The sequence below is a fragment of the Halomonas sp. ABH4_019 genome, from assembly GCF_056159885.1.
The window spans coordinates 642005-661436 of the sequence record NZ_JBSWWC010000001.1; the positions used below are offsets into that span (position 1 = coordinate 642005).

18 protein-coding genes and 1 tRNA gene are annotated in these 19432 nt (G+C 68.6%); 5 read left to right on the forward strand and 14 right to left on the reverse strand.

The window, feature by feature from the left end:
- Together ACXAFN_RS02900 and ACXAFN_RS02905 are read right to left on the reverse strand one after the other, a co-directional pair.
- Window positions 1-648: an NUDIX domain-containing protein gene (locus ACXAFN_RS02900; protein ID WP_474986022.1), complete on the reverse strand. Its 648-nt coding sequence runs from the start codon at window positions 646-648 to the stop codon at window positions 1-3.
- A gap of 480 nt (window positions 649-1128) precedes the next feature.
- Window positions 1129-1773 (reverse strand): hypothetical protein, encoded by a 645-nt coding sequence (locus ACXAFN_RS02905; protein WP_474986024.1) that lies wholly within the window; start codon window positions 1771-1773, stop codon window positions 1129-1131.
- 142 nt (window positions 1774-1915) lie between these two features.
- On the opposite strand from ACXAFN_RS02905, the gene greB reads away from it, so the two are divergent.
- Window positions 1916-2449 (forward strand): transcription elongation factor GreB, encoded by a 534-nt coding sequence (gene greB, locus ACXAFN_RS02910; RefSeq protein ID WP_474986026.1) that lies wholly within the window; start codon window positions 1916-1918, stop codon window positions 2447-2449.
- A gap of 459 nt (window positions 2450-2908) precedes the next feature.
- Complete coding sequence (locus tag ACXAFN_RS02915) at window positions 2909-3232, forward strand: EF-hand domain-containing protein (protein WP_474986028.1); 324 nt, start codon at window positions 2909-2911, stop codon at window positions 3230-3232.
- Between the two features lie 87 nt (window positions 3233-3319).
- Here the strand turns inward: ACXAFN_RS02915 and ACXAFN_RS02920 are convergent, their stop codons facing one another.
- Both ACXAFN_RS02920 and ACXAFN_RS02925 read right to left on the reverse strand, forming a co-directional pair.
- Window positions 3320-4318, reverse strand: a complete 999-nt coding sequence (locus ACXAFN_RS02920) for a methyltransferase (RefSeq protein WP_474986030.1) — start codon at window positions 4316-4318, stop codon at window positions 3320-3322.
- A complete protein-coding gene (locus tag ACXAFN_RS02925; RefSeq protein ID WP_474986032.1) occupies window positions 4315-5115 on the reverse strand; it encodes a methyltransferase domain-containing protein in 801 nt (266 codons plus the stop codon). Before ACXAFN_RS02925 ends, ACXAFN_RS02920 begins: the two co-directional genes overlap by 4 nt.
- 112 nt (window positions 5116-5227) lie before the next feature.
- On the opposite strand from ACXAFN_RS02925, the gene ACXAFN_RS02930 reads away from it, so the two are divergent.
- Window positions 5228-5304, forward strand: a tRNA-Arg gene (locus ACXAFN_RS02930).
- A gap of 10 nt (window positions 5305-5314) precedes the next feature.
- On the opposite strand, the gene ACXAFN_RS02935 is transcribed toward ACXAFN_RS02930, so the two are convergent.
- Complete coding sequence (locus tag ACXAFN_RS02935; RefSeq protein ID WP_474986034.1) at window positions 5315-7303, reverse strand: sensor domain-containing diguanylate cyclase; 1989 nt, start codon at window positions 7301-7303, stop codon at window positions 5315-5317.
- Between the two features lie 252 nt (window positions 7304-7555).
- Here ACXAFN_RS02935 and ACXAFN_RS02940 point away from each other — a divergent pair, with 252 nt between their 5' ends.
- Window positions 7556-7777: a hypothetical protein gene (locus tag ACXAFN_RS02940; RefSeq protein ID WP_474986036.1), complete on the forward strand. Its 222-nt coding sequence runs from the start codon at window positions 7556-7558 to the stop codon at window positions 7775-7777.
- Window positions 7778-7825: 48 nt separating this feature from the next.
- Here ACXAFN_RS02940 and ACXAFN_RS02945 read toward each other — a convergent pair whose 3' ends face one another.
- The 8 genes from ACXAFN_RS02945 to ACXAFN_RS02980 all read right to left on the reverse strand — a co-directional run bounded on the left by ACXAFN_RS02945 (window position 7826) and on the right by ACXAFN_RS02980 (window position 16204).
- Window positions 7826-8899: a hypothetical protein gene (locus tag ACXAFN_RS02945; protein WP_474986038.1), complete on the reverse strand. Its 1074-nt coding sequence runs from the start codon at window positions 8897-8899 to the stop codon at window positions 7826-7828.
- A 96-nt stretch (window positions 8900-8995) separates the two neighbouring features.
- A complete protein-coding gene (locus tag ACXAFN_RS02950) occupies window positions 8996-10114 on the reverse strand; it encodes a porin (protein ID WP_474986039.1) in 1119 nt (372 codons plus the stop codon).
- A gap of 476 nt (window positions 10115-10590) precedes the next feature.
- Window positions 10591-11631 (reverse strand): ProQ/FINO family protein, encoded by a 1041-nt coding sequence (locus tag ACXAFN_RS02955; protein ID WP_474986041.1) that lies wholly within the window; start codon window positions 11629-11631, stop codon window positions 10591-10593.
- A gap of 86 nt (window positions 11632-11717) precedes the next feature.
- Entirely contained in the window at window positions 11718-12257 is a 540-nt protein-coding gene (locus ACXAFN_RS02960; protein ID WP_474986043.1) for a dihydrofolate reductase, read from the reverse strand.
- Window positions 12254-13081 carry a thymidylate synthase gene (locus tag ACXAFN_RS02965; RefSeq protein WP_474986045.1) on the reverse strand — a complete coding sequence of 276 codons (828 nt, stop codon included), beginning with the start codon at window positions 13079-13081 and terminating at the stop codon, window positions 12254-12256. Before ACXAFN_RS02965 ends, ACXAFN_RS02960 begins: the two co-directional genes overlap by 4 nt.
- A gap of 157 nt (window positions 13082-13238) precedes the next feature.
- Window positions 13239-14018 (reverse strand): prolipoprotein diacylglyceryl transferase, encoded by a 780-nt coding sequence (lgt, locus tag ACXAFN_RS02970; RefSeq protein ID WP_474986047.1) that lies wholly within the window; start codon window positions 14016-14018, stop codon window positions 13239-13241.
- Window positions 14019-14282: 264 nt separating this feature from the next.
- Window positions 14283-15077 (reverse strand): sulfite exporter TauE/SafE family protein, encoded by a 795-nt coding sequence (locus ACXAFN_RS02975; protein ID WP_474986049.1) that lies wholly within the window; start codon window positions 15075-15077, stop codon window positions 14283-14285.
- The gene (locus ACXAFN_RS02980; protein ID WP_474986051.1) at window positions 15074-16204 is read right to left on the reverse strand and encodes a response regulator; all 1131 of its coding nucleotides are present in this window, start codon (window positions 16202-16204) and stop codon (window positions 15074-15076) included. Before ACXAFN_RS02980 ends, ACXAFN_RS02975 begins: the two co-directional genes overlap by 4 nt.
- Window positions 16205-16312: 108 nt before the next feature.
- Between ACXAFN_RS02980 and ACXAFN_RS02985 the strand changes: the two genes are divergently transcribed.
- Complete coding sequence (locus ACXAFN_RS02985) at window positions 16313-17092, forward strand: NRDE family protein (RefSeq protein ID WP_474986053.1); 780 nt, start codon at window positions 16313-16315, stop codon at window positions 17090-17092.
- Window positions 17093-17115: 23 nt separating this feature from the next.
- Here ACXAFN_RS02985 and ptsP read toward each other — a convergent pair whose 3' ends face one another.
- The gene (gene ptsP / locus ACXAFN_RS02990; RefSeq protein WP_474987458.1) at window positions 17116-19380 is read right to left on the reverse strand and encodes a phosphoenolpyruvate--protein phosphotransferase; all 2265 of its coding nucleotides are present in this window, start codon (window positions 19378-19380) and stop codon (window positions 17116-17118) included.
- Window positions 19381-19432 lie beyond the last annotated feature (52 nt).

Sequence of the window (19432 nt, forward strand, 5' to 3'; positions counted from 1 at the left end):
CTACCTCCTCGCTCGCAGTGAGGCCCGCTCCGCCGCCAGCCAGTGGAAGGCGATCAGGCACATGGCATTGTCGAGTCGCCCGGCCATCAGCAGTTCCCAGGCCCTGGCGAAGGACAGCACATGCACGCGGATGTCCTCGTGTTCCTCATCGAGACCGTGGACACCCCCCAACCCGCGGCTGTCGATGAGCCCGCAGAACAGCGTGACCCGCTCGTCGCAGGCCCCCGGGCTCGGGTAGTAGGTGTGCAGCTCGATCAATTCGCCCACCGCGCAACCGGCCTCTTCCCGGGACTCGCGACGGGCCACCTCGGCCAGGCTCTCGCCGCGCTCGACCAGCCCCGCGACGATCTCGAGCTTCCAGGGCGAATCGGGGTCGTCCAGGGCGCCGGGACGAAACTGCTCCACCAGCGCCACGGCATCCCGTTCCACATCGTAGAGCAGGACGCCCACGGCGTCATGGCGATGATGCACCTCGCGGACCACCGGAGCGCTCCAGTCGCCCTCGAAGAGCCGGTGGCGCAGGTGCAGTTCCTCGAGACGGAAGAACCCCTGGTGCAGGCAGCGTCGCTCGATCAGTTCCACGTCGCCGGCGTCGAAGGGCGCGGCGGCCAGGGCGTCGAGCGGCGGGGTGCGTTCGGTGTCCGACATGGCCCCTCCGGTGAATACGAAAGAGCCCATTATCCGGGTCCACGGCGAGCCTGCCAAGTTCGTGGCCTGCCGCCCCACAGCTATCGCAGACAGCCGAATCGTTCGGGGCTGATCCGCCGACAGGCCGACGAGGGGCGCTATGCCCCCCTCCCTGGGCGCTACTTTGGCCCTGCTGCGCTCTCGCATCCCGCTCCACTAGCAGGACCGGGGCTGGCCACCCATGGCCAAAAACCTGTCCCCGGCGCCCGCGCCATGGCCAACGGCAATAGCCCTGCCGGCCGCCTCCCGTCGGAGAGCCTCCAGCCTAGGCTTTGTCTGAAAAGTCGGCGAGCGAAGGCTAGACAAGGCAAAAAAGCAGCGAGAAGGCGGACCGGGCTCGCGTGCGAGTTTACGGGGTGTAAATGAGGACTTTGACCGGGCTCGCGCACGAGCTGGTTTTTAACGCGGTATAGCCGAGCGCAGACAGTTTTCAGGCATTGCCTAGTCGCGCGCGAGGCGCTCGATCATGGCCCGGGCCTGGTCGCGTAGCGCCGCGTCGGAGGCCTCGCGTCCCTCGCGCAGCGGGCCGTTGACGGCCCGCCGGGCATGGGCCAGCGCCTCGGCGTCGCGGCCCTCGTCCTCGAGGAAGGCCGCGTAGTAGGCATGAACGTCGATGCCTTCCGGGCGAATCGTCTCGGCGCGCTGGAACATGCGCTCGGCGGTCTCGTCGTCGCCGAAGGCCACCGGCCAGCCCGGCGCGCGATCGTAGAGGGCGCCCAGGGTCACGTAGGCCGAGCCCTGTTGCCCCCGGGGATCGAGCTCGAGAGACGCCTCCAGCACGCGACGCGCCTGCTTGGCCGCGCCCAGGGCGTCGAGCCCGCCGCTCGCGCGGGCCAGGGAGGCCAGGATGATGCCCTGCCAGACCCGCAGGCGTGCGGCGTCGGGGTGAGCGTCGGCCAGTGACCCGGCCTCGGCGGCGAGGGCCTCGAGGGCCGAGGCGCGGCGTGCCTCCGGCATGGCCGTGGTGGTGTGCTCCCAGCGGCTGCGCAGCGAGAACAGCTCGTCCTCCCAGGCCAGGGCCGGAAGCAGCGGCGCGAACACGAGCCCGATGCCGAGGACGAGGGTGGGCAGGCGGCGTGCGGACATGGCGAATTCCTCATGCGTTGTGATTATTGAGGGTTGCTCGGGAAATGTAACGAACGTTTGAATTATTCGCCAGTCTGGCCCCGCCCTGCGTCCTCGCCTCACAATGGAACGATTCCCAGAGGCCAGCAGGAGGTCATCGCCGATGAAGGGCCGTAACATGACGCGCTGGCGCGATCCAGCCAAGGATCCGCGCCAGGAGCCCAAGAGCAACCTGATCACCGCCGAGGGCGCCGAACGGCTGCGCGGCATCCTCGATCACCTGTCGCGGGTCAAGCGCCCCGCCCTCTCGACCAAGGTCGGCGAGGCCGCGGCGCTGGGCGATCGCAGCGAGAACGCCGACTACACCTACAACAAGAAGGAGCTCAACCGGGTGATCGCCCGGATCCGCTACCTGACCAAACGCCTCGACGAGCTCCAGGTGGTGGACCGGCTGCCCGAGGAGACCGACCGGGTGTTCTTCGGCGCCTTCGTGACCCTGGAGGACGAGGACGGCGAGGAGATGCGACTGCGCATCGTCGGCCACGACGAGACCGACACCAGCCGGCACTGGATCAGCGTCGACGCCCCGCTGGCCAAGGCGCTGCTCGGCAAGCATCTGGACGACGAAGTGACCGTGGCCGCCCCGGGCGGCGAGTCATGCTACATCGTTACCGAGATCGATTATCGCCGCCCCTAGGTAGCTCGGGTCACTCCTCCAGGGCATCGTCGATGGTCGTCACTACCCGCTCGCGCCTGACGTCCGAGGTGTCGTTGTCCAGGTCCTCGATCGAGAAGCCCCCTGGCTCGCAGGCTGGATGGCGCCCACCTCGCCGCCGGAATCCTCGGCGAACTGCTCGGCGGCACGGCGCGCATCGGCCGCGGCGGCGACGATCATGTCCGCGACCGATGCGCGATGGCGACAGCGCCGAGCCGCCCGTGGCCGGCGATCCGCGAAACGCCGCCCCGGCGCGTCGGCTCGCGCCGACAGTTTTGGCCCGTCACGCCTGCTGCCGATGGGAACGCACCGCCCCAGCCAAAAGATAACCCTCTGTCAAAGCTGAAAAAACCAATGTCATGGCATGACCTTGGCAACCTTCAGGTCAAGCGAGCCAGTCGGCTCGTGGCACCCAAAGTGCGAAAGCACAGGAGGAACATCATGAAGAAGGTACTGCTGAAGACGACCCTGCTTCCCCTCGCGCTGCTGTTCGGTGCCGGCGCCGCCGTCGCCGAGACGCCCGCCTTCGACGATCTGGACACCAACGCCGATGGCGTGCTGAGCGCCGAGGAAGCGGTCGCCGTGGAGGGCCTGGACCTCGAGACCGCGGATACCGATGGCGACGGCGCCCTCAGCGAGCAAGAGTTCGAGGCCGCCAGCACCAAGACATCGGGAGGCGCCGAGGGCTCCGGCATGGGCGGCACTTCCATGGACGGCTCGGCCATGGGCGAGGCGAGCCCGGAAGGCGGCACCACCTACGAGTGATCTTCCCACCGGCAGCCGGTTCGCCCGGCTGCCCCACCCACGCGCATGTCGGGGCAACCCGGCATGCGCGCTGTCGTTACCGGGCCGTCAGCGCCGCGCCGTGTAGACCCGAAAGCGGCGATCGTCGGCGAGCACCTCGAAACCGCCGAAGGCCAGCTCCAGCAGGTCGGGATAGGGCAGGAAGGCATTGGCCACCAGCACCAGCCTGCCGCCCGGCTGCAGATGTGCCGGGGCCTCGCGGATCAGCCGCCCGGCGGGACCATAGTCGATGGCACGCTCCTGGTGGAACGGCGGATTGCTGACGATGGCATCGAAGCGCCGGCTCGCGAGCCCAGCGAAGACATCGCCCGCCAGCACCTCGCCGCTCAGGCCGTTGGCCGCCAGGGTTCGACGCGTCGCCTCCGCCGCGAAGCCGTTGACGTCGACCGCGGTGGTCGACAGCCCCCGGCAAGCCAGCCAGGCGGCGAGGATGCCGTCGCCGCAGCCCATGTCCAGCGCCTCGCCCTCGGGCGGCAGCACGCCCGGCAACTGTTCGAGCAGCAGCCGGGTGCCGGCGTCCAGCTTGCCATGGCCGAAGACGCCGGGATGGCTGACCAGGCTGAGACGCTCACTCCCGAGCTCCGCCTCGAACGACGTCCAGGCCGCGTCGGGATCGATCCCGACGCGGTCCAGCCGCGACGCGAACAGGGTGCAGCGGCGAGCGCTGTCGACCTTGCGACAACCCAGCCCCAGCGCCGCCAGCACCTTGAGCACCCGCTTGATGCCACCCTGATTCTCGCCCACAACTTGCAGCGGCGTTCCCGCCGGCAGTCGCGCGCACAGCCATAGCAGCCACCACTCGCCCAGCGCATGGGCCTTGGGCCAGAACAGCACCACGCCGGGCGGCGTCGGGGGCGCGTCCGCGAACGGCGAGAGGGCCGGCCGGCCGCGGGCGCGCCAGGCGTCCAGCACGCCCTGATCAGCGGCCAGCAGGGTGCCCTCCCCGCCCTCCAGCCAGGCATCGCGGGGCGGCGACACCCACAGCCAGCCGCGGTAGTCGGCGTCCTGACGCTGCAACAGTTGGCAGACGGGGGTCTCGGCGCTCATGGGGCGGGCTCCTCGGGTCGAATCAGGGTGTAGAGCAGGTAGCGGCCCAGCCGCCAGTGGGGCTCGGAGCGGCAGTAGCGCCATTCCAGCTCGAACAGGGCATCCCGGCCGGCCGCATCGGCGGGCGGCTGTCGCAGATAGTCATGAAAGACCCGCACGCCCGCGGTCGCGGCCACCCGCAGTCCGGCCTCGGCGGCCCAGGCGACGACCTGGTCATGGGTCAGCGGCGAGATGGGGGTCAGTCGCTTGCGCCGCCCCTGGCCTTCCAGGCGATCCGCCAGGGCCTTCTCCAGATTGCCCTTGACCACGTTGGACAGCCGCAGCGCATCGCGATTGAAGACCATCAGTGACAGCTGGCCACCGGGCGCCAGCAGCCCGGCCAGGATGGCGAGCGCCGCCCGGGGATCGCCCAGCCACTCGAACACGGCATGGCAGGTGATCAGCGGCCAGGGGCCGGGGGCCTCGTCCGGCAGGGCCTGCAGCGGTGTCTCGAGATAGCGCACCGGGCGCCCTGCCAGCTGGGCGCGGGCATGCTCGAGCATCTCGCCGGCGGGCTCGCACAGGGTGACGGCATGGCCGCGCCCGGCGAGCCAACCGGCCAGTTGACCGAGACCGCCGCCCACCTCCAGCACCGGCTGGCCCTGGAGCGCGAGCATCTCCGGCAGCAACCTGTCCAGCAGCGCCAGGCGCAGCTCGCCGCGCAACCCGCCGTACAGGCTGGCGGCGAACTTGTCGGCCAGGCCATTGAAATGGCGATCGCCCGCCGGCGAGAGATGGGAGGGGGAAGGATCGGACATGCCTGCGACCGCTTGCAACAAAGGCGACCATTCTAACCGCTAAGCACGGCCGACGGCATGTCGGCAACGACTTTATCTTGCCCGCTCAGGCGCTTATAATATCGCCCGGCTCGCCCCTATAGCTCAGCTGGATAGAGCGTCCCCCTCCTAAGGGGAAGGTCTCAGGTTCGAATCCTGATGGGGGCGCCACCATCTCCCCTCATGCCTCGCCATAGGCGGCCACGATGCGATTGCGCCCCTGGCGCTTGGCCTGATAACTGGCCGCATCGGCCCGCTCGATGACCGTGGCGATATGCTCGTCGCCTTCCCGGAAAGCGGTCAGGCCGAGGCTCAGCGTCACCCTGAACTCCCGCCCTTGATGCGTCACACCGACCTCTCCTGCCAGGCGAACGATCGCCTGGGCAACCTTGTCGGCCTGGTCGGCGGTACAACTCGGCAGCAGGACCGCGAACTCGTCGCCCCCCTGGCGCGCCACATGGTCGCTGCGTCGCACCTCCCAGGCCACCACCTGGGCGATGCGGCGCAGCATCTCGTCGCCCAACGCATGGCCACCCTCATCGTTGATCGGCTTGAAATGATCCAGGTCGAAGAGGATAAGCGACGACGGGGTGCCGGTCTTGCGCCATTCCGCCAGGGCCTCCTCCAGCCGACGCTCGAAGCCGCGCCGATTGAGCAGGCCGGTCAGCGGGTCGTGTTCGGCCTCCCACTGGCGAAGCGCCTCTTCCTCGCGCCGCCGGGTAATGTCCTTGACCATTCCCACGAAGCCGATGATGCGCTCGCCGATCGCCACGCGGCTGGCATGCACCTCCAGCCAGAGCAACTCGCCACCCCGGCGATAGTAGCGACACTGCTGCAGGAAATCCTCGCCGCTCTGCATGCTGAAGACCCACAGGTCTAGCACACCCTGGCGATCGTCGGGATGCACATGACGCATCCAGTCCTCGCCCAGCTTGTCGGCGTCGTCGAGACCGATCAGCTCGATCAGGGCCGGGTTCATGTAGCGAATGCCGCCCTCGGTGTCGGTCACGAACATGCCGACAGGAGAACTGGCGAGAATCGCATCCAGGAAGGCCTGGCGATCCTCCAGGCGGGCCAGGGCCTGGCTGCGTTCCGCCTCGCCCCGGTTGAAGGTCTCGGCCACCTGCTGCAGCTCGTGCATCCGGGTGTTCAGCGTCACCCGACTGCGCCGGCCCTGCACGACCTCCTCGATCTGCGCTTCCAGGCGCAGCAGGGGACGCAACGCCAGCCACAGCAGCCAACCGACCACCGGCAAGAGCCCCAGCGCAAGCAGCAAGGCATCCCGCTCGAGCCGATCCAGCAGATCGCGCAACGGCGACAAGAGCTGTTCATCGGGCAGGGCGACCCCGACGATCCAGTCCGCCGGCCAGATCTGGCGATAGGCCTGATAGGCCATCGTCCCGGACAGCAGGGGGGCTCGCGTCTCCCCCTCCCAGCCGAGCAGGGCACGGTTCAGCCAGGGATTCTCTCGCATCCCGGGGACCGGCCCCAGGATGCGCTCACGTTCGGGGTGATAGAGGATCGTACCTTCGGCCGTCGCCACCGCCGCGAAACCATCTCGGCCCAGACGCAGACGGCTCATGCGGTCGAAGAAGCCGCCGCCATGCAGCTTGACGATGCCGCCGACCATCCCCTCGAAGCGGCCATGGGGGCCGAGCCTCGGCGCCGCGAACACCACCTCGGGGTCACCCCTCACCCTGTCGAAGATGGGGTCGCTGACCAGAGGCCGGCCGATGGCGCGGACCTCGCGAAAATACTCCCGGTCCTCGACCTCCAGCCCCTCGAGACGACGATGGTCGGGCCAGGCCGCCTCGATTCGGCCGCCGGCATCGACCACGAAGAGGCCGTCGAACCATTCGAGCAGAGCGTCGTTGTAGCGCAGCTCATCGATGCCCCTGGGCTCGCCGAGCCGACGGGCGTCGAGCCGCCCCGCCAGCCGCTGTAGCGCGGCGAGACGACGCTCGACCTGATGGGTCAGGTCGTCGGCGATCAGCTGGGCCTCGTAACGCAGATGCGTATGCGTCGAATCCTCGAGCAGGGTCTTGCCGGCCTGCCAGCCGAAACCCAGCGTCAGGGCCAGGACCGCGACCCAGGTCGCGATCAGACCCAGCATCAGGCGACCCTTCAGCGAGACCAGCCAACGCTTGAGCGTGGAGAACCGTAACGGCATGCCTTACCTTCCTTGTGACAAGGCTACGGGCAATATATCAGTCAAGTGCAATGAATACAGCGTGCAGAACCCGGGAAGCCTATAGCACGACATTGAAAGATGGAGCCACACAGCGCGGCGGGCCTTCTTCCCCTCTGCTATACCTTGCATGTGCCCCTGCTAATTCACCTGTAAGGAAAAGGATGGTGAGGAGACAGAGGGACGCAGGTTCCGACTCGGAACCTGACCAGCCACAGGATCACGAGGTGCCCCATGACCATCAAGACATCCCTTCTCGCCAGCACCCTGGCCGCACTGATGCTCGGCGGAACCGCCTTCGCCATGGACTCCGAGGTGCTCCAGGAGAAAATGGCCGAGATCAATAAGAAGGCCGAAGAAAGCGCCGCCGAGGATCGCGTCGCCGCCCTGGAGCAGCAGGTGGAAGACCTGCAGGAACTGATCCACATGATGATGGAGGAGGACCAGGCCAACTGATCCCCTCCGGTATGCTTAGGGGCGCCCTTCGGCGCCCCTAATCCTGCCTCAACGCTTCTCGACGCGCAGCTCGTAGTTGTTGACGCCCCCATGGGCACTGCCGAACTTCTGGCCCTGTACCCGGAGCCGATAGCGCCCCGGCGCCAGTTCGGTGGTCATGTCGACATCGCCGTCGAAGCCCTGGCCGGCACCTTCGGCCACCACGCGGCCCGAGTCGTCCAGCACCTCGAGCGCGATCCGGTAGGTATCCTCGTAGCCGGTCGGATAGGTGGAGGTGGTGATGGCCACGCGCCCACGCTCGGCCATGTTGAAGGTCAGCACCTCGCCGCGGGCGCGGATCTTCACGTCGGTGACGATGGTTTCCACGCCGGTGGGGCCCTGCGATGGTGCCGAAGCCGGCGCCGGTTCGCTCGACGCGGTCGCTGCCGACTCGCCAGGGGCGGTAGACGCGCCTCCCGCCGTGGAGGCCTCGGACGCCGATGATGCGGCGGTCGATGTGGCCGCCGCCGACGCTGCGACGGTGGACGATGCGCTCTGAGCACCGCCGCCCAGGGTCGCCACGGCGTTGTCGCCGCGGACGAACACCGAATCGCCACCCTCCCGGTTCTCGCCGGTGAAGAAGATTCCGTCGCCGTCGCTGACGGCCTCGTCGAGTACGCGGCCCTGGTCGTCCAGGCCGGCGACATGCACGGAGTAGCCGTCGCCGGCCCGGCCACGGGTGCCGAAGCGCTGGGCCTCGACGCGCAGCACATAGTCCCCGGGCGACAGCTGCTGGCGCATTTCCAGGCCACCGTTCTGGCCCAGGGCCTCGCCGCGGGCGATCGCCTGGCCCTGGGCATCCTCGAGCACCGCGGCGATGCGGTAGTCGTCCGGGTAGCCCGAGGTCACCCGGCTGGTGAAGCGGTAGCGCCCCGCCTCGGTTACCGTGAAGGCGTGGGCATTGACGCCACCGAACAGGAAGCTGCGGCTGTGCGCATCGGTCTCGGCGTTGAAGAACCCCGTGAGGTCCATCGCCTTGCCTTCCTCGCGGAAGCGCTCTTCCATCTCGCTGGCCGTCGCCGGCAGGCTGGCCAGCGTGATGCCCAGCGCCAGCAGCCCCGTGGTCACAATCGGCGTTCTCATGAAACCTCGCTCGCAGTGATGACAATGAAAAAAGCCGATCCCGGGGGATCGGCTTTCGTTGTTCAACCCTAGGGCAGGATACTCCTGCACGCGGGATTAGAACAGGTAGGTCACGCCCACGCCAACGCCGTCGCCTTCATCGTCTTCGCGATCGTACATGGCCACTTCGGCCCAGGTGTACATGGCGTCGGAGATGTTGTAGGTGGCGCCCAGGATGACCTCGTTGTAGGTCTCTTCGCGCTCCTGCTCGTCCTCGACGGTCTGCTCGATCTCGTCGGCGAAGTCACTGGCGCCCACGTCGACGTACTGGTAGGCGGCGTAGATGTCGCCCATGCCGTAGCCGTAGCGAGCGCTGATGCCGTAGAAGTTGGTGTCTTCCTCGTAGAAGGCACCGGGAGTACCGGCTTCAACGGCGGCCGCGTCAGCATCGGAGTCGGCGTCGGACACGAAACGCTCGGCCTTCAGCGCCAGGCGCAGGGTGTTGACGGTGTACTGGGCAGTAATACCGTACTGGTCGCCAACGCTCTCGGCGCTGCCGCCGTCGTTGTACACGACGTTGTCCAGGTTGTCGTAGACCGCGGCGATGGAGAAGGCGCCGGCGGTGTACTTGGCGCCGCCGAAGAAGGAAGCGTTGCTGCTACCCTGATCAACACGGCTGTCGAAGGAGTCGGCCTCACCCTTGTACTGGGTACCCACGGCGAACTGCAGGCCGCCGAAGGACGGAGAGGTGTAGGTGACCTTGTCGGTCTCCTGGTCGGCGCCACCACCGTGGAAGCCGGTAGAGTCGGAGACGTCGAAGCCTTCGTTGTTGGTGATCGGATCCTGGATCCAGTCGTCGATCAGCTGGTCGTAGGAGCCGAGACGCACGTCACCGAAGTTGCCCTTCAGGCCGACATAGGCGGTGTCACCGGAATCATCGTTGTCGATGTCGGTTTTCATCTCGTCGGCTTTGATGTCGTCGAACTCGAGCTTCAGGTAGCCGGTCAGGCCGTCGTAGATGACGTGCTCGGCGGCGAAGCCGAAGGTGGTGCCGTTATCGGCGATGCCATCTTCGTCATCGTTGTCACCGGAACCGGTGTCGATGTTGTAGTAGGCGATCTGGATGTTGCCGTAGATGTCGAGCTTGGTGCCGTCCTGGTTGTAGACGGTGGCGGCCTGGGCGCCGGAGGCGGCCATGGCACCGGCGATGGCAGTCGCTAACAGTGTCTTTTTCATTGCGATAATCCTTTTGACTAGCTTGCTGTTTCGATCGGTGCCGCGTGCTCTTTTCGAGTCTGTGCGGCTGGGCTTGCCGGTCTTGGTGCCGGTTCTCGTTGTTGCCGTTCCCTCTCGGGAAGCGGCAGCAGCGAGCCAGACCACGGCGAAGCCTTGTTATAGTCCAATGCTCGCAGGAAGAACTCTATACCGTGATTCGCGGGAGCGCAACAAGAAAAAAACACTGTTTTCATTCGTCACATCACCCGATCGCGGCACATTCCCCTGCGATATCGGCACGGGCGCCCTCCCGGCGTGCCCGCCGCCACTACTCGGCTTCGTACGGTCAACGAGGCCCCCAGGGTGGCCTCCTTCACCGCACGCTAAAACAGTGACTGGCAGCGATGAGCGAAATCATCATGCCGTGGGGATATGACGCTTTCAAGTCATACGAAGGATGGAACGACGACCGGCCGTCAACGCTTGCCGCCCGGTCATCAACGGCCGTTGTGTCGCGCCATCAGTTCGCCCAGCTTGCGCTGGAGACGACGATCGGAGGGCTCGTTGCCATCGGGCGCGGCCTCGGCGGGAGCCTGCGCGGCGGATGCCTTGCCGGGAGCCTGCGGCTCGGCGGCGGGTGTCGCCGCGGCCGGTCGCTTCGTCGCCGGGCGCTTGGCGGGCTTGCCCTTGCGCCGTCGCTCGGCCTGCAGGCGCTCGAGCTTCTTGCGGGCATGCTCGGCGGCGCCCTGGTCCACCAGGCCGGCCGGCGCGCCGTCGAGATCGATGCGCTCGGCGCCTTCGCGCACCGACTTGAGGTAGCGCGGCAGGTTGACGTAGCAGGCCAGCGCGCGACGCACCAGCTTCTCGGGCCAGGGCTCGCTGGAGGCCAGGGCCTCGTGGATGCCGACCTGGAGCGGTCGCGTGTGTCCCTTGAAGAAGGTGTCGGCGTAGCGCTGATACCACTGGGCGAGCAGCGCCTGGGGCGACGGCGCCTCGCCGATGGGCAGGTCGCTCTGGGCGGGCGCCTCCTCGAAGGCGGAGGCATCCTGGGCGGTGGACGAGCGATCGGCGGCGTCGGGGCCGGCGGTGGCGTCGTCATCGGCCGGAGTGGGACGGTGGTGGCCGATCAGCGCGGACAGCCCCCTGGCCTGCCGGTGGGAGCGCTGGAAGACCGGCGTCGGCGCCTCGCCATCGAGCCGCGCCTGGAGGCGCTGGTTGTGTGCCTCGAGCTCGCGATTCTGTTCGTCGAGTTCGCGATTTTCCTCGGCCAGTTCGAGCCTCGTGCCTTCCGACTGGGCCAGGCGTTCCTCGAGGGCCTGAAGGCGTACCTCGAGCTCGCGCTCGCGTGCCTGGGCGGTTTCCGTCCGGGCGGCCAGTTCGGCGTTGCGGGTTTCCAGGGCCTGGCGGCCTTGCTCCAGTTCGGCGAGCCGGGAGCGCAGGGCCCGCCGCTGGACCCGCTCCTCGTGCCGGGCCTCCAGCAGGCTATCGACGCCGGCCTCCAGGGCCGTCATCAGACGAATGGGACCTTCCTCGATCAACTCCTGATCCTCCATGCATGGACGGGGGTCAGGCGACGCCCTCTCCGAAGCCCGTGGAGGAGCCGTGCCGCCCACCTCAGTCTGTGTCAGGCGGCAGTGTCTGGCAAACCTCGGCGACGATACTGCACGAAGTCATAGGCCGGCTGGCCCTCGGCGGGCTGGCCCGGCACGCGCTGGCACTCTTCCCAGTCGCCGTCGTCCAGCGCCGGGAAGCGGGCGTCGCCCTCTACCTCCACCGCTACCTCGGTGAGGTACAGGTGACTGGCCATCGGCAGGGCCTGGGCGTAGATCTCGCCGCCGCCCATCACCATGATCTCGTCGACGCCGTCGATGGTCGCCTGGCGGTCGGCCAACGCCAGGGCCGAGGACAGGTCATGGCAGACGCGCACGCCCTCGGCCCGGAAGTCCGCATCGCGGGTCACCACGATGTTGAGCCGCCCGGGCAGCGGCCGGCCGATGGACTGGTAGGTCTTGCGCCCCATCACCAGCGGCTTCGCCTGGGTCATGCGCTTGAAGAACTTGAGGTCCTCGGGCAGGTACCAGGGCAACTGGTTGTCCACGCCGATGACCCGATTAGCGGACATGGCGGCGATCATCGCCACCGGGACGAGGGTCTCGTCGTTCATACGGCCACCTCCGCCTTGATGTGGGGATGCGGATCATAGTCTTCGATGGCGATGTGCTCGAAGCGGAAGTCGAACAGGTCCGTGACGGCGGGATCCAGCGCCAGCCGCGGCGCCGGACGCGGCCGGCGCGACAGCTGCTCCTCGGCCTGCTCCAGGTGGTTCAGGTAGAGATGCGCATCGCCCAGGGTGTGCACGAAGTCGCCCGGCTCGAGCCCCGTGACTTGGGCGATCATCCGCGTCAGTAACGCGTAGCTGGCGATGTTGAAGGGCACGCCGAGGAAGATGTCGGCACTGCGCTGGTACAGCTGGCACGACAGCTTGCCGTCGGCGACGTAGAACTGGAACAGGCAATGGCACGGCGGCAGCGCCATCTCGTCGACCAGCGCCGGGTTCCAGGCCGAGACGATCAGCCGCCGCGAGCGCGGATTGGTGCGGATCTGCTCCAGCAGGCCGGCGATCTGGTCGACGTGGCCGCCGCGGGGATCCGGCCAGCTGCGCCACTGGTAGCCGTAGACCGGCCCCAGCTCGCCGTTCTCGTCGGCCCATTCATCCCAGATGCGCACCCCGTTGGCCTTGAGGTAGGCGATGTTGGTATCGCCGGCCAGGAACCACAGCAGCTCGTGGATGATGGAGCGCAGGTGCAGCTTCTTGGTGGTGACCAGCGGGAAGCCCCGCGACAGGTCGAAGCGCATCTGGTGGCCGAACAGCGAACGAGTACCGACACCGGTGCGGTCATCGCGCTCCACCCCGTGCTTGAGCACGGCGCGCATCAGGTCCAGATAGGGTTGTTCGAGGGCTGGCAGGGTCGAATCGGTCACAGGCATGGTCGACGGCTGGAAAGTGGATCGCCCATTCTACACAGCCGCCTCCCCCGCCGTAAGGCGGACAAGGGAAGAGGGAAAACCAGGATAGCGGGCTGCTTCCCTCTTCAAGGCGCGTAGCGCCGCTCCGCCCGCGTCAAGCTCCCGGGCGAAGCCCGGGTCAGGGGATCGGCTGGCGGCGGGACCACAGCATCAGCAGCGCCCCGGCGACGATCATCGGCAGCGACAGCAGCATGCCCATGGTCAGCCAGTCGAAGGCGATGAACCCGAGCTGGGGGTCGGGACGACGCACGAACTCCACCGCGAAGCGGAAGGCGCCGTAGAGCGTCAGGAAGAGCCCCGACACCAGGCCGCGACGCCGCGGCGTCGACGACACCCACCACAGCACCGCAAACAGCACCGCCCCTTCCAGCACCGCCTCGTAGAGCGAGGAAGGATGGCGCGGCTCGGGGCCGACGCCGGGGAAGACCAGCCCCCAGGGCAGGTCGGTGACCCGCCCCGGCAGTTCGTGGTTGATGAAGTTGCCGATCCGCCCCGCGCCCAGGCCGATCGGCACCAGGGGCGCCACGAAGTCGGTCAGCGTGAAGAAGGCCAGGCGCTTCTTGCGGGCGAAGTAGAACGCCGCCAGCAGCACCCCGATCAGGCCGCCGTGGAAGCTCATGCCGCCGTCCCAGACCCGCAGGATCCACAGCGGGTCGGCCAGCCACTGCTCGAGCCCATAGAAGAGCGCGAAGCCCAGCCGGCCACCCAGCACCACGCCGAGGGCCGCATAGAAGACCAGGTCGCCCACGTCGTCGGCGTTGAGGCCGATGCGGGCGGCCCGCCGTCGTCCCAGCCACCAGGCGGCGAGGAAGCCGACGACATACATCAGGCCGTACCAGTGGATCTGCAGCGGGCCGAGCGAGATGGCGACGGGATCGATATCGGGGTAGCGCAGCATGGGGTCCTCGGAAGCTGGAAGCTGGAAGCTGGAAGCTGGAAGCTGGAAGCCAAAGACTCCCCATCCGCCGCGGCGGGGTCAAGGCCTGTCGTCAAGCTCCACGCTTCCTCCTCAATACGTTAAGGAAGCGCTGATTTATGTCGCGAGCGAAGATAGGTTGACTGCCGCCGGCACGGAAATACCGGAGTTTACACGTCAGTAAATGAGGCTATTGAGTACCGCCGGCAGTCAAGATATCGAGCGCAGCAATAAATCAGTGTTTTCTTAAATCAGGAACTTGAGCCCGACCACCACCAACAGCCCGGCGAACGCCAGGCGCAGCACCCGGGCGGGAAGACGGTGCGCCAGCCGCACCCCCAGGCGCGCGCAGGGCACGCTGGCCACCACGATGCCCAGGAAGGCCGGCCACATCACGTAGCCCAGGGCCCCGGCCGGCAGGCCAGGCTCCCCCCAGCCGACGACGATGAAGGTGGCGGCGCCGAAGGCGGCAATCGGCAAGCCGCAGGCCGAGGAAGTACCCACCGCCTGGGTCATCGACGCCCCGCAGCGGGTCAGCCAGGGCACGCTCAGGGTGCCGCCGCCGATGCCGAACAGCGCCGAGACCCCGCCGATGACCACGCCGGCCAGGCTCATGGCCGCCCGCCCCGGCGCCAACCGCCCGGGACGGGCGCCGCGCGCCAGGGCCATCTTCGCCGCCACCGCCAGCAGGAAGACGCCGAACAGGCTGCCCAGCGCACCGCCGGACAGGCTACCGGCGACGAAGACGCCGGCGATCGCCCCCAGCACCAGGCCGGGCAACAGCGCCTTGAACCAGGCGCGATGCACGCTGCCGCGGCGGTAATGCGCCCAGGCCGACGAGGCCCCGGTGACCACGATGGTGGCCAGCGACGTGCCCACCGCCAGGTGCATGGTCACCTCCGGCGCCACGCCCTGCAGCTCGAAGGCAACGACCAGGGCCGGCACGATGATCAGCCCGCCGCCGATGCCGAACAGCCCGGCCAGTGTCCCGGCCAGGCCACCCAGCAGCAGATAGCCGATCACCAGCGAGATCGCGCTCATGTGCCCTCCCCCTCCACGCACTGGCCGGGTAGCCAGTGGCGCACTCGATCGAGGAGATCCTGGGGGCGATAGGGCTTGGCCAGGTAGTCGTCCATGCCCGCCTCGCGGAAGCGCTGGCGATCGGCATCGCCGGCGTTGGCGGTCAGCGCCACCATGACGCAGCGCGGCCGCCCGGGCTGATCGCCCTCTCGGGCCCGCCACACCCGGCAGGTCTCCACACCGTCCATGTCGGCCATGTAGATGTCCATGAACACCAGGTCGAAGGGCGTCCGCTCCAGGCAATCCAGCGCCTCGCGGCCGCTGGTGGCGGTCGCCACCTCGAGCCCCTGGCGCTCGAGCACCTTCTGGGCCAGCATCAGGTTCACCGGGCCGTCGTCGACCACCAGCACCCGGCCCGCGGCCGCCTCCGGCGCCTCGGACTCCCCCAGGTTTTCCAGCAACACGTCGGCCTCGGCCAGCCGCTCCCGTAGCCGCTCGATGGCACTGCGCTCCCTGCCGCCATCGACACGCCGGGCCCCCTCGCCGTTCAGCACCTCGGTCACGGCGCCGATCAGCGGCTTGAGCATCCGTTGCAGCTGACTCAGGTAGCCGGACTTGAGACGCGACTCTTCCTGGGCACGCATGCGCCCGGCCTCGAGGCGCGCCAGGCGCTCCTGGCAGGCCTCGAGGTCGTCGAAGAGGCGCCGCTCGTTGCCCCGCGCAGCGTCGAGCTCGGCCGCCCAGCGCGCGGACCAGGCATCGCAGAGGCCGGCCAGGGCCTCGAGGCGATGCTCTAGCGGCAGGCACGGATCCCGGAAGCGCTCGGCCTGGTTGACCTCATCGCGCGCCTCGGCGCGGAGTCGATGCGAAACGCGCTCGAGAGCCGTCTCGATCCGCGCCTCCTCGCCGCGAATGCGCTGGCGCAACAGCATCAGGAAGGCGGCCACGTTGAGGCCGCTGCCGACCAGCAGCGCCACCAGCAGCCAGAAGCCGCCACCCCAGGACACTGGCGAGAGCGCCAGCCAGCCGCCGCTCAGGCCCACGGCCAGGCACAGCCCCATCAGGGCGAGCTGGACGGCCAGGACGGGCCACAGGATCGGCTTGACCAGACGCGACCAGCCACGCTCCTTGTCGGTCTCGACACTCATCGTCATCCCTGTCACGGGTCGCATGAAAGCTACCGAGTGTACGATGCCAGCGATGCCTTGTCATGGCGGCGGCTTTCCCGCGCAACGGGCCCGGGTTAGGCTGGCCCCATGTGCCTGATCGCCTTCGACCATCGCCCCGGCGACCCCATCGTGCTGCGCATGGTCGCCAACCGCGACGAGTTCCACGCCCGCCCGGCGGCCCCGCTGGCCGCCTGGGAGGAGGCGCCTGACATCATCGGTGGCCGCGACCTGGAGGCCGGCGGCTCCTGGCTGGGCGTGCATCGTCGCGGCCGCTTCGCCGCCGTGACCAACGTCCGGGATCCGGGCCTCAGGGTGCCCGACCGGGCGCCCAGCCGTGGCGAGCTGGTCCGCTCGGCCCTTGAGTGCGACGACCTGGCCGCCTGGCTGACGACTCTCGCCGCCTCCGACGCCCGACGCTATGCCGGCTTCAACCTGCTCGCCGGAGACGGCCGGCGCCTTTGGCACCTGCATCGGGGACGCGAGCGAATCGCCCTGCGGCCGGTCGCCGCGGGCCTCCACGGCCTGTCCAACGCCGACCTGGATAGCCCCTGGCCCAAGCTGATCGCCGCGCGCCAGGGGCTCGCCGCCGGCCTGCATCGCGGCCGCTGGCCGGACGATGCGCTGGCCGTGATGAGCGATGCCCACGAGGCGGAGGACGGCCACTTGCCGGACACGGGCATCGGCCTGGAACTCGAACGCCGCCTCTCGGCGGCGTTCATCCTCGGCCAGGACTACGGCACCCGCGCCACCACCTGGCTGGAGTGGCATGCCGATGGCCGGCTGAGCGTCGGCGAACGCCGCTTCGGCCCCCAGGGCGCCCCGCTCGGGGCTCGCCACCTGACGCTGGCCACGCCGCCCCTCGCCTGAGCCCCGACGACCCCGCTCGCGGCTCAGGTATCCTTGGGGGGCAGCAGGTGGGCGAGCTGCCACTCATTCATGCGCGCCTCGAGGTGGCGTCGCACGCCGACCGGCGACGGCTGCCCCAGGGTCTCGTCGACCAGCCCCTGGGCCGCGGCCAGGTCGACGCGACGGATGGCGGCACGCACCTTGGGCAGGCTGGGCGCATTCATCGACAGGGCATCGAAGCCCATGCCCATCAGCAGCAGGGCGCCGGCCGGGTCCCCGGCCAGCTCGCCGCACACCGAGGTCGGCACTCCCAGCGCCCGGGTCTCCCGGGCCAGGCGCGCCATGGCCGACAGCACCGCCGGATGACAGGCATCGTAGAGATCCGCCACGCGTGGGTTGTTGCGATCCACCGCCAGCAGGTACTGGGTGAGGTCGTTGCTGCCCACCGAGAAGAAGTCCACCCGTTCGGCCAGCGCGTCGAGCTGGTAGAGGGTCGCCGGCACCTCGATCATCACCCCCACCCTGGGGCGAACCACCTCGATGCCGTCCTCGCCGAGCTCGCGGATGGCCCGCTCGAGCAGCCGCAGAGCGTCGTCGACCTCGTCGACGTTGGTGATCATCGGCAGCAGGACCTGGAGATTGTCGAGCCCCTGGGAGGCACGCAGCATCGCCCGCAGCTGGACCATCAGCACTTCCGGGTGGTCGAGGGTGACACGAATGCCCCGCCAGCCGAGGAAGGGGTTGGCCTCCTCGATGGGAAAATAGGGCAGGTCCTTGTCGCCGCCGATGTCCAGGGTGCGCATCACCACCGGCAGCGGCGCGAAGCCCTCGAGCTGCTCGCGATAGAGCCGGGTCTGCTCCTGCTCGCCGGGGAAGCGCTCGGTGATCATGAACGGCACTTCGGTGCGGTACAGCCCCACCCCGCCGATCCGCGACTTGAGCGAGGCCACCGCGTCCACCGCCAGGCCGGTGTTGACCATCAGCGGCATGTCGTGGCCGTCCGGGGTGCGGCTGGGCAGGTCCTGTTCGTGTTCGAGCACCTCGGCGAGCGCGCGCTCCTCGTCGATCAGCCCCTGGTAGTGGCTCTCCAGGTCGGGGCTCGGGCGCACGAACAGCCGCCCGCGGTGGCCGTCGAGCACCACCCGGGCACCGTTGAGCCGCGGCAGCGGCAGGTCGACCATGCCCAGCACCGTGGGAATGCCCATGGCCCGCGCCACGATGGCCACGTGGGAGGTGCTGGAGCCGCGCACCGAGACGATGCCCGCCAGGTGCTCCCGGGGCACCTCGCCGAGCATCGCCACGCTGATCTCGTCGCTGACCAGCACGGTGCTCTCCGGGTAGACCGCCGGCGTCGCGGCGGTCTCCTCCTGCAGGTGGGCGAGCACGCGGCGGCCGAGGTCGCGCACGTCGGCCGCGCGCTCGCGCAGGTAGTCGTCGTCCACCCGCTCCAGGTACTGGACGTGGCGCCGCACCACGTCGGCCAGCGCCCCGGGCGCCCACTGGCCCTCGCGGATGCGCTTGACCACCTCCTGGGACAGCGCCGCCTCGCCGAGCATCTGCTGGTAGACGTCGAACAGCGCCAGCTCCTGGGCCGAGATGCGATTGGCCAGGCGCTCCCCGGCGGAACGGATCTCGTCGCGGGCCTTGCCGATGGCTTCCTTGAGCCGCGCGATCTCGTATTCTTCGTCGGTGGGGATCAGGTCCGGCACGCTATCGAGGTCGGCCGGGGGCGCGATCACCACCGCCTCACCGATGGCCATGCCCGGCGCGGCGGCGACCCCGGTGAAGGTGGCCTGGCCGCCGGGCAGCGACGGCCGGGTCAGGCTGCCGGTCGCCAGGGCATGGGCCAGCACGCCGGCCAGCTGGGCGGCCATGGTGACCAGGAAGGCCTCGTCGGCCTCGTCATAGCGCCGCTTGTCCGATTGCTGGACCACCAGCACGCCGAGCATGCGGCGCTGATGGATGATGGGCACGCCGAGGAAGCTCGAGTAACGCTCTTCGCCGGTGGCCTCGAAATAGCGGAAATAGGGATGGGCGCGGGCGTCTTCCAGGTTGATGGGCTCCTCGCGCTGGGCCACCAGGCCGACGAGCCCTTCCCCCACCGAGAGCGACACGTGTCCCACGGCCTGGGTCCGCAGGCCGATGGTCTCCATCAGCACCAGACGATCGAGTTCGGTATCGAAGAGGTAGAAGGAACACACGTCGGTACGCATGGCCTTGCGAATGCGTCGCACCATGGTCGACAGGGCGGCGTCCAGATTGCGCGCCCCGTTGACCTCCAGGATGATGCGTCGCAACACCTCGAGCATCGGCGTCTTGCTGTCCATTGTCGTTATGCCTCGCTGAGGGTATCGCCGGGGC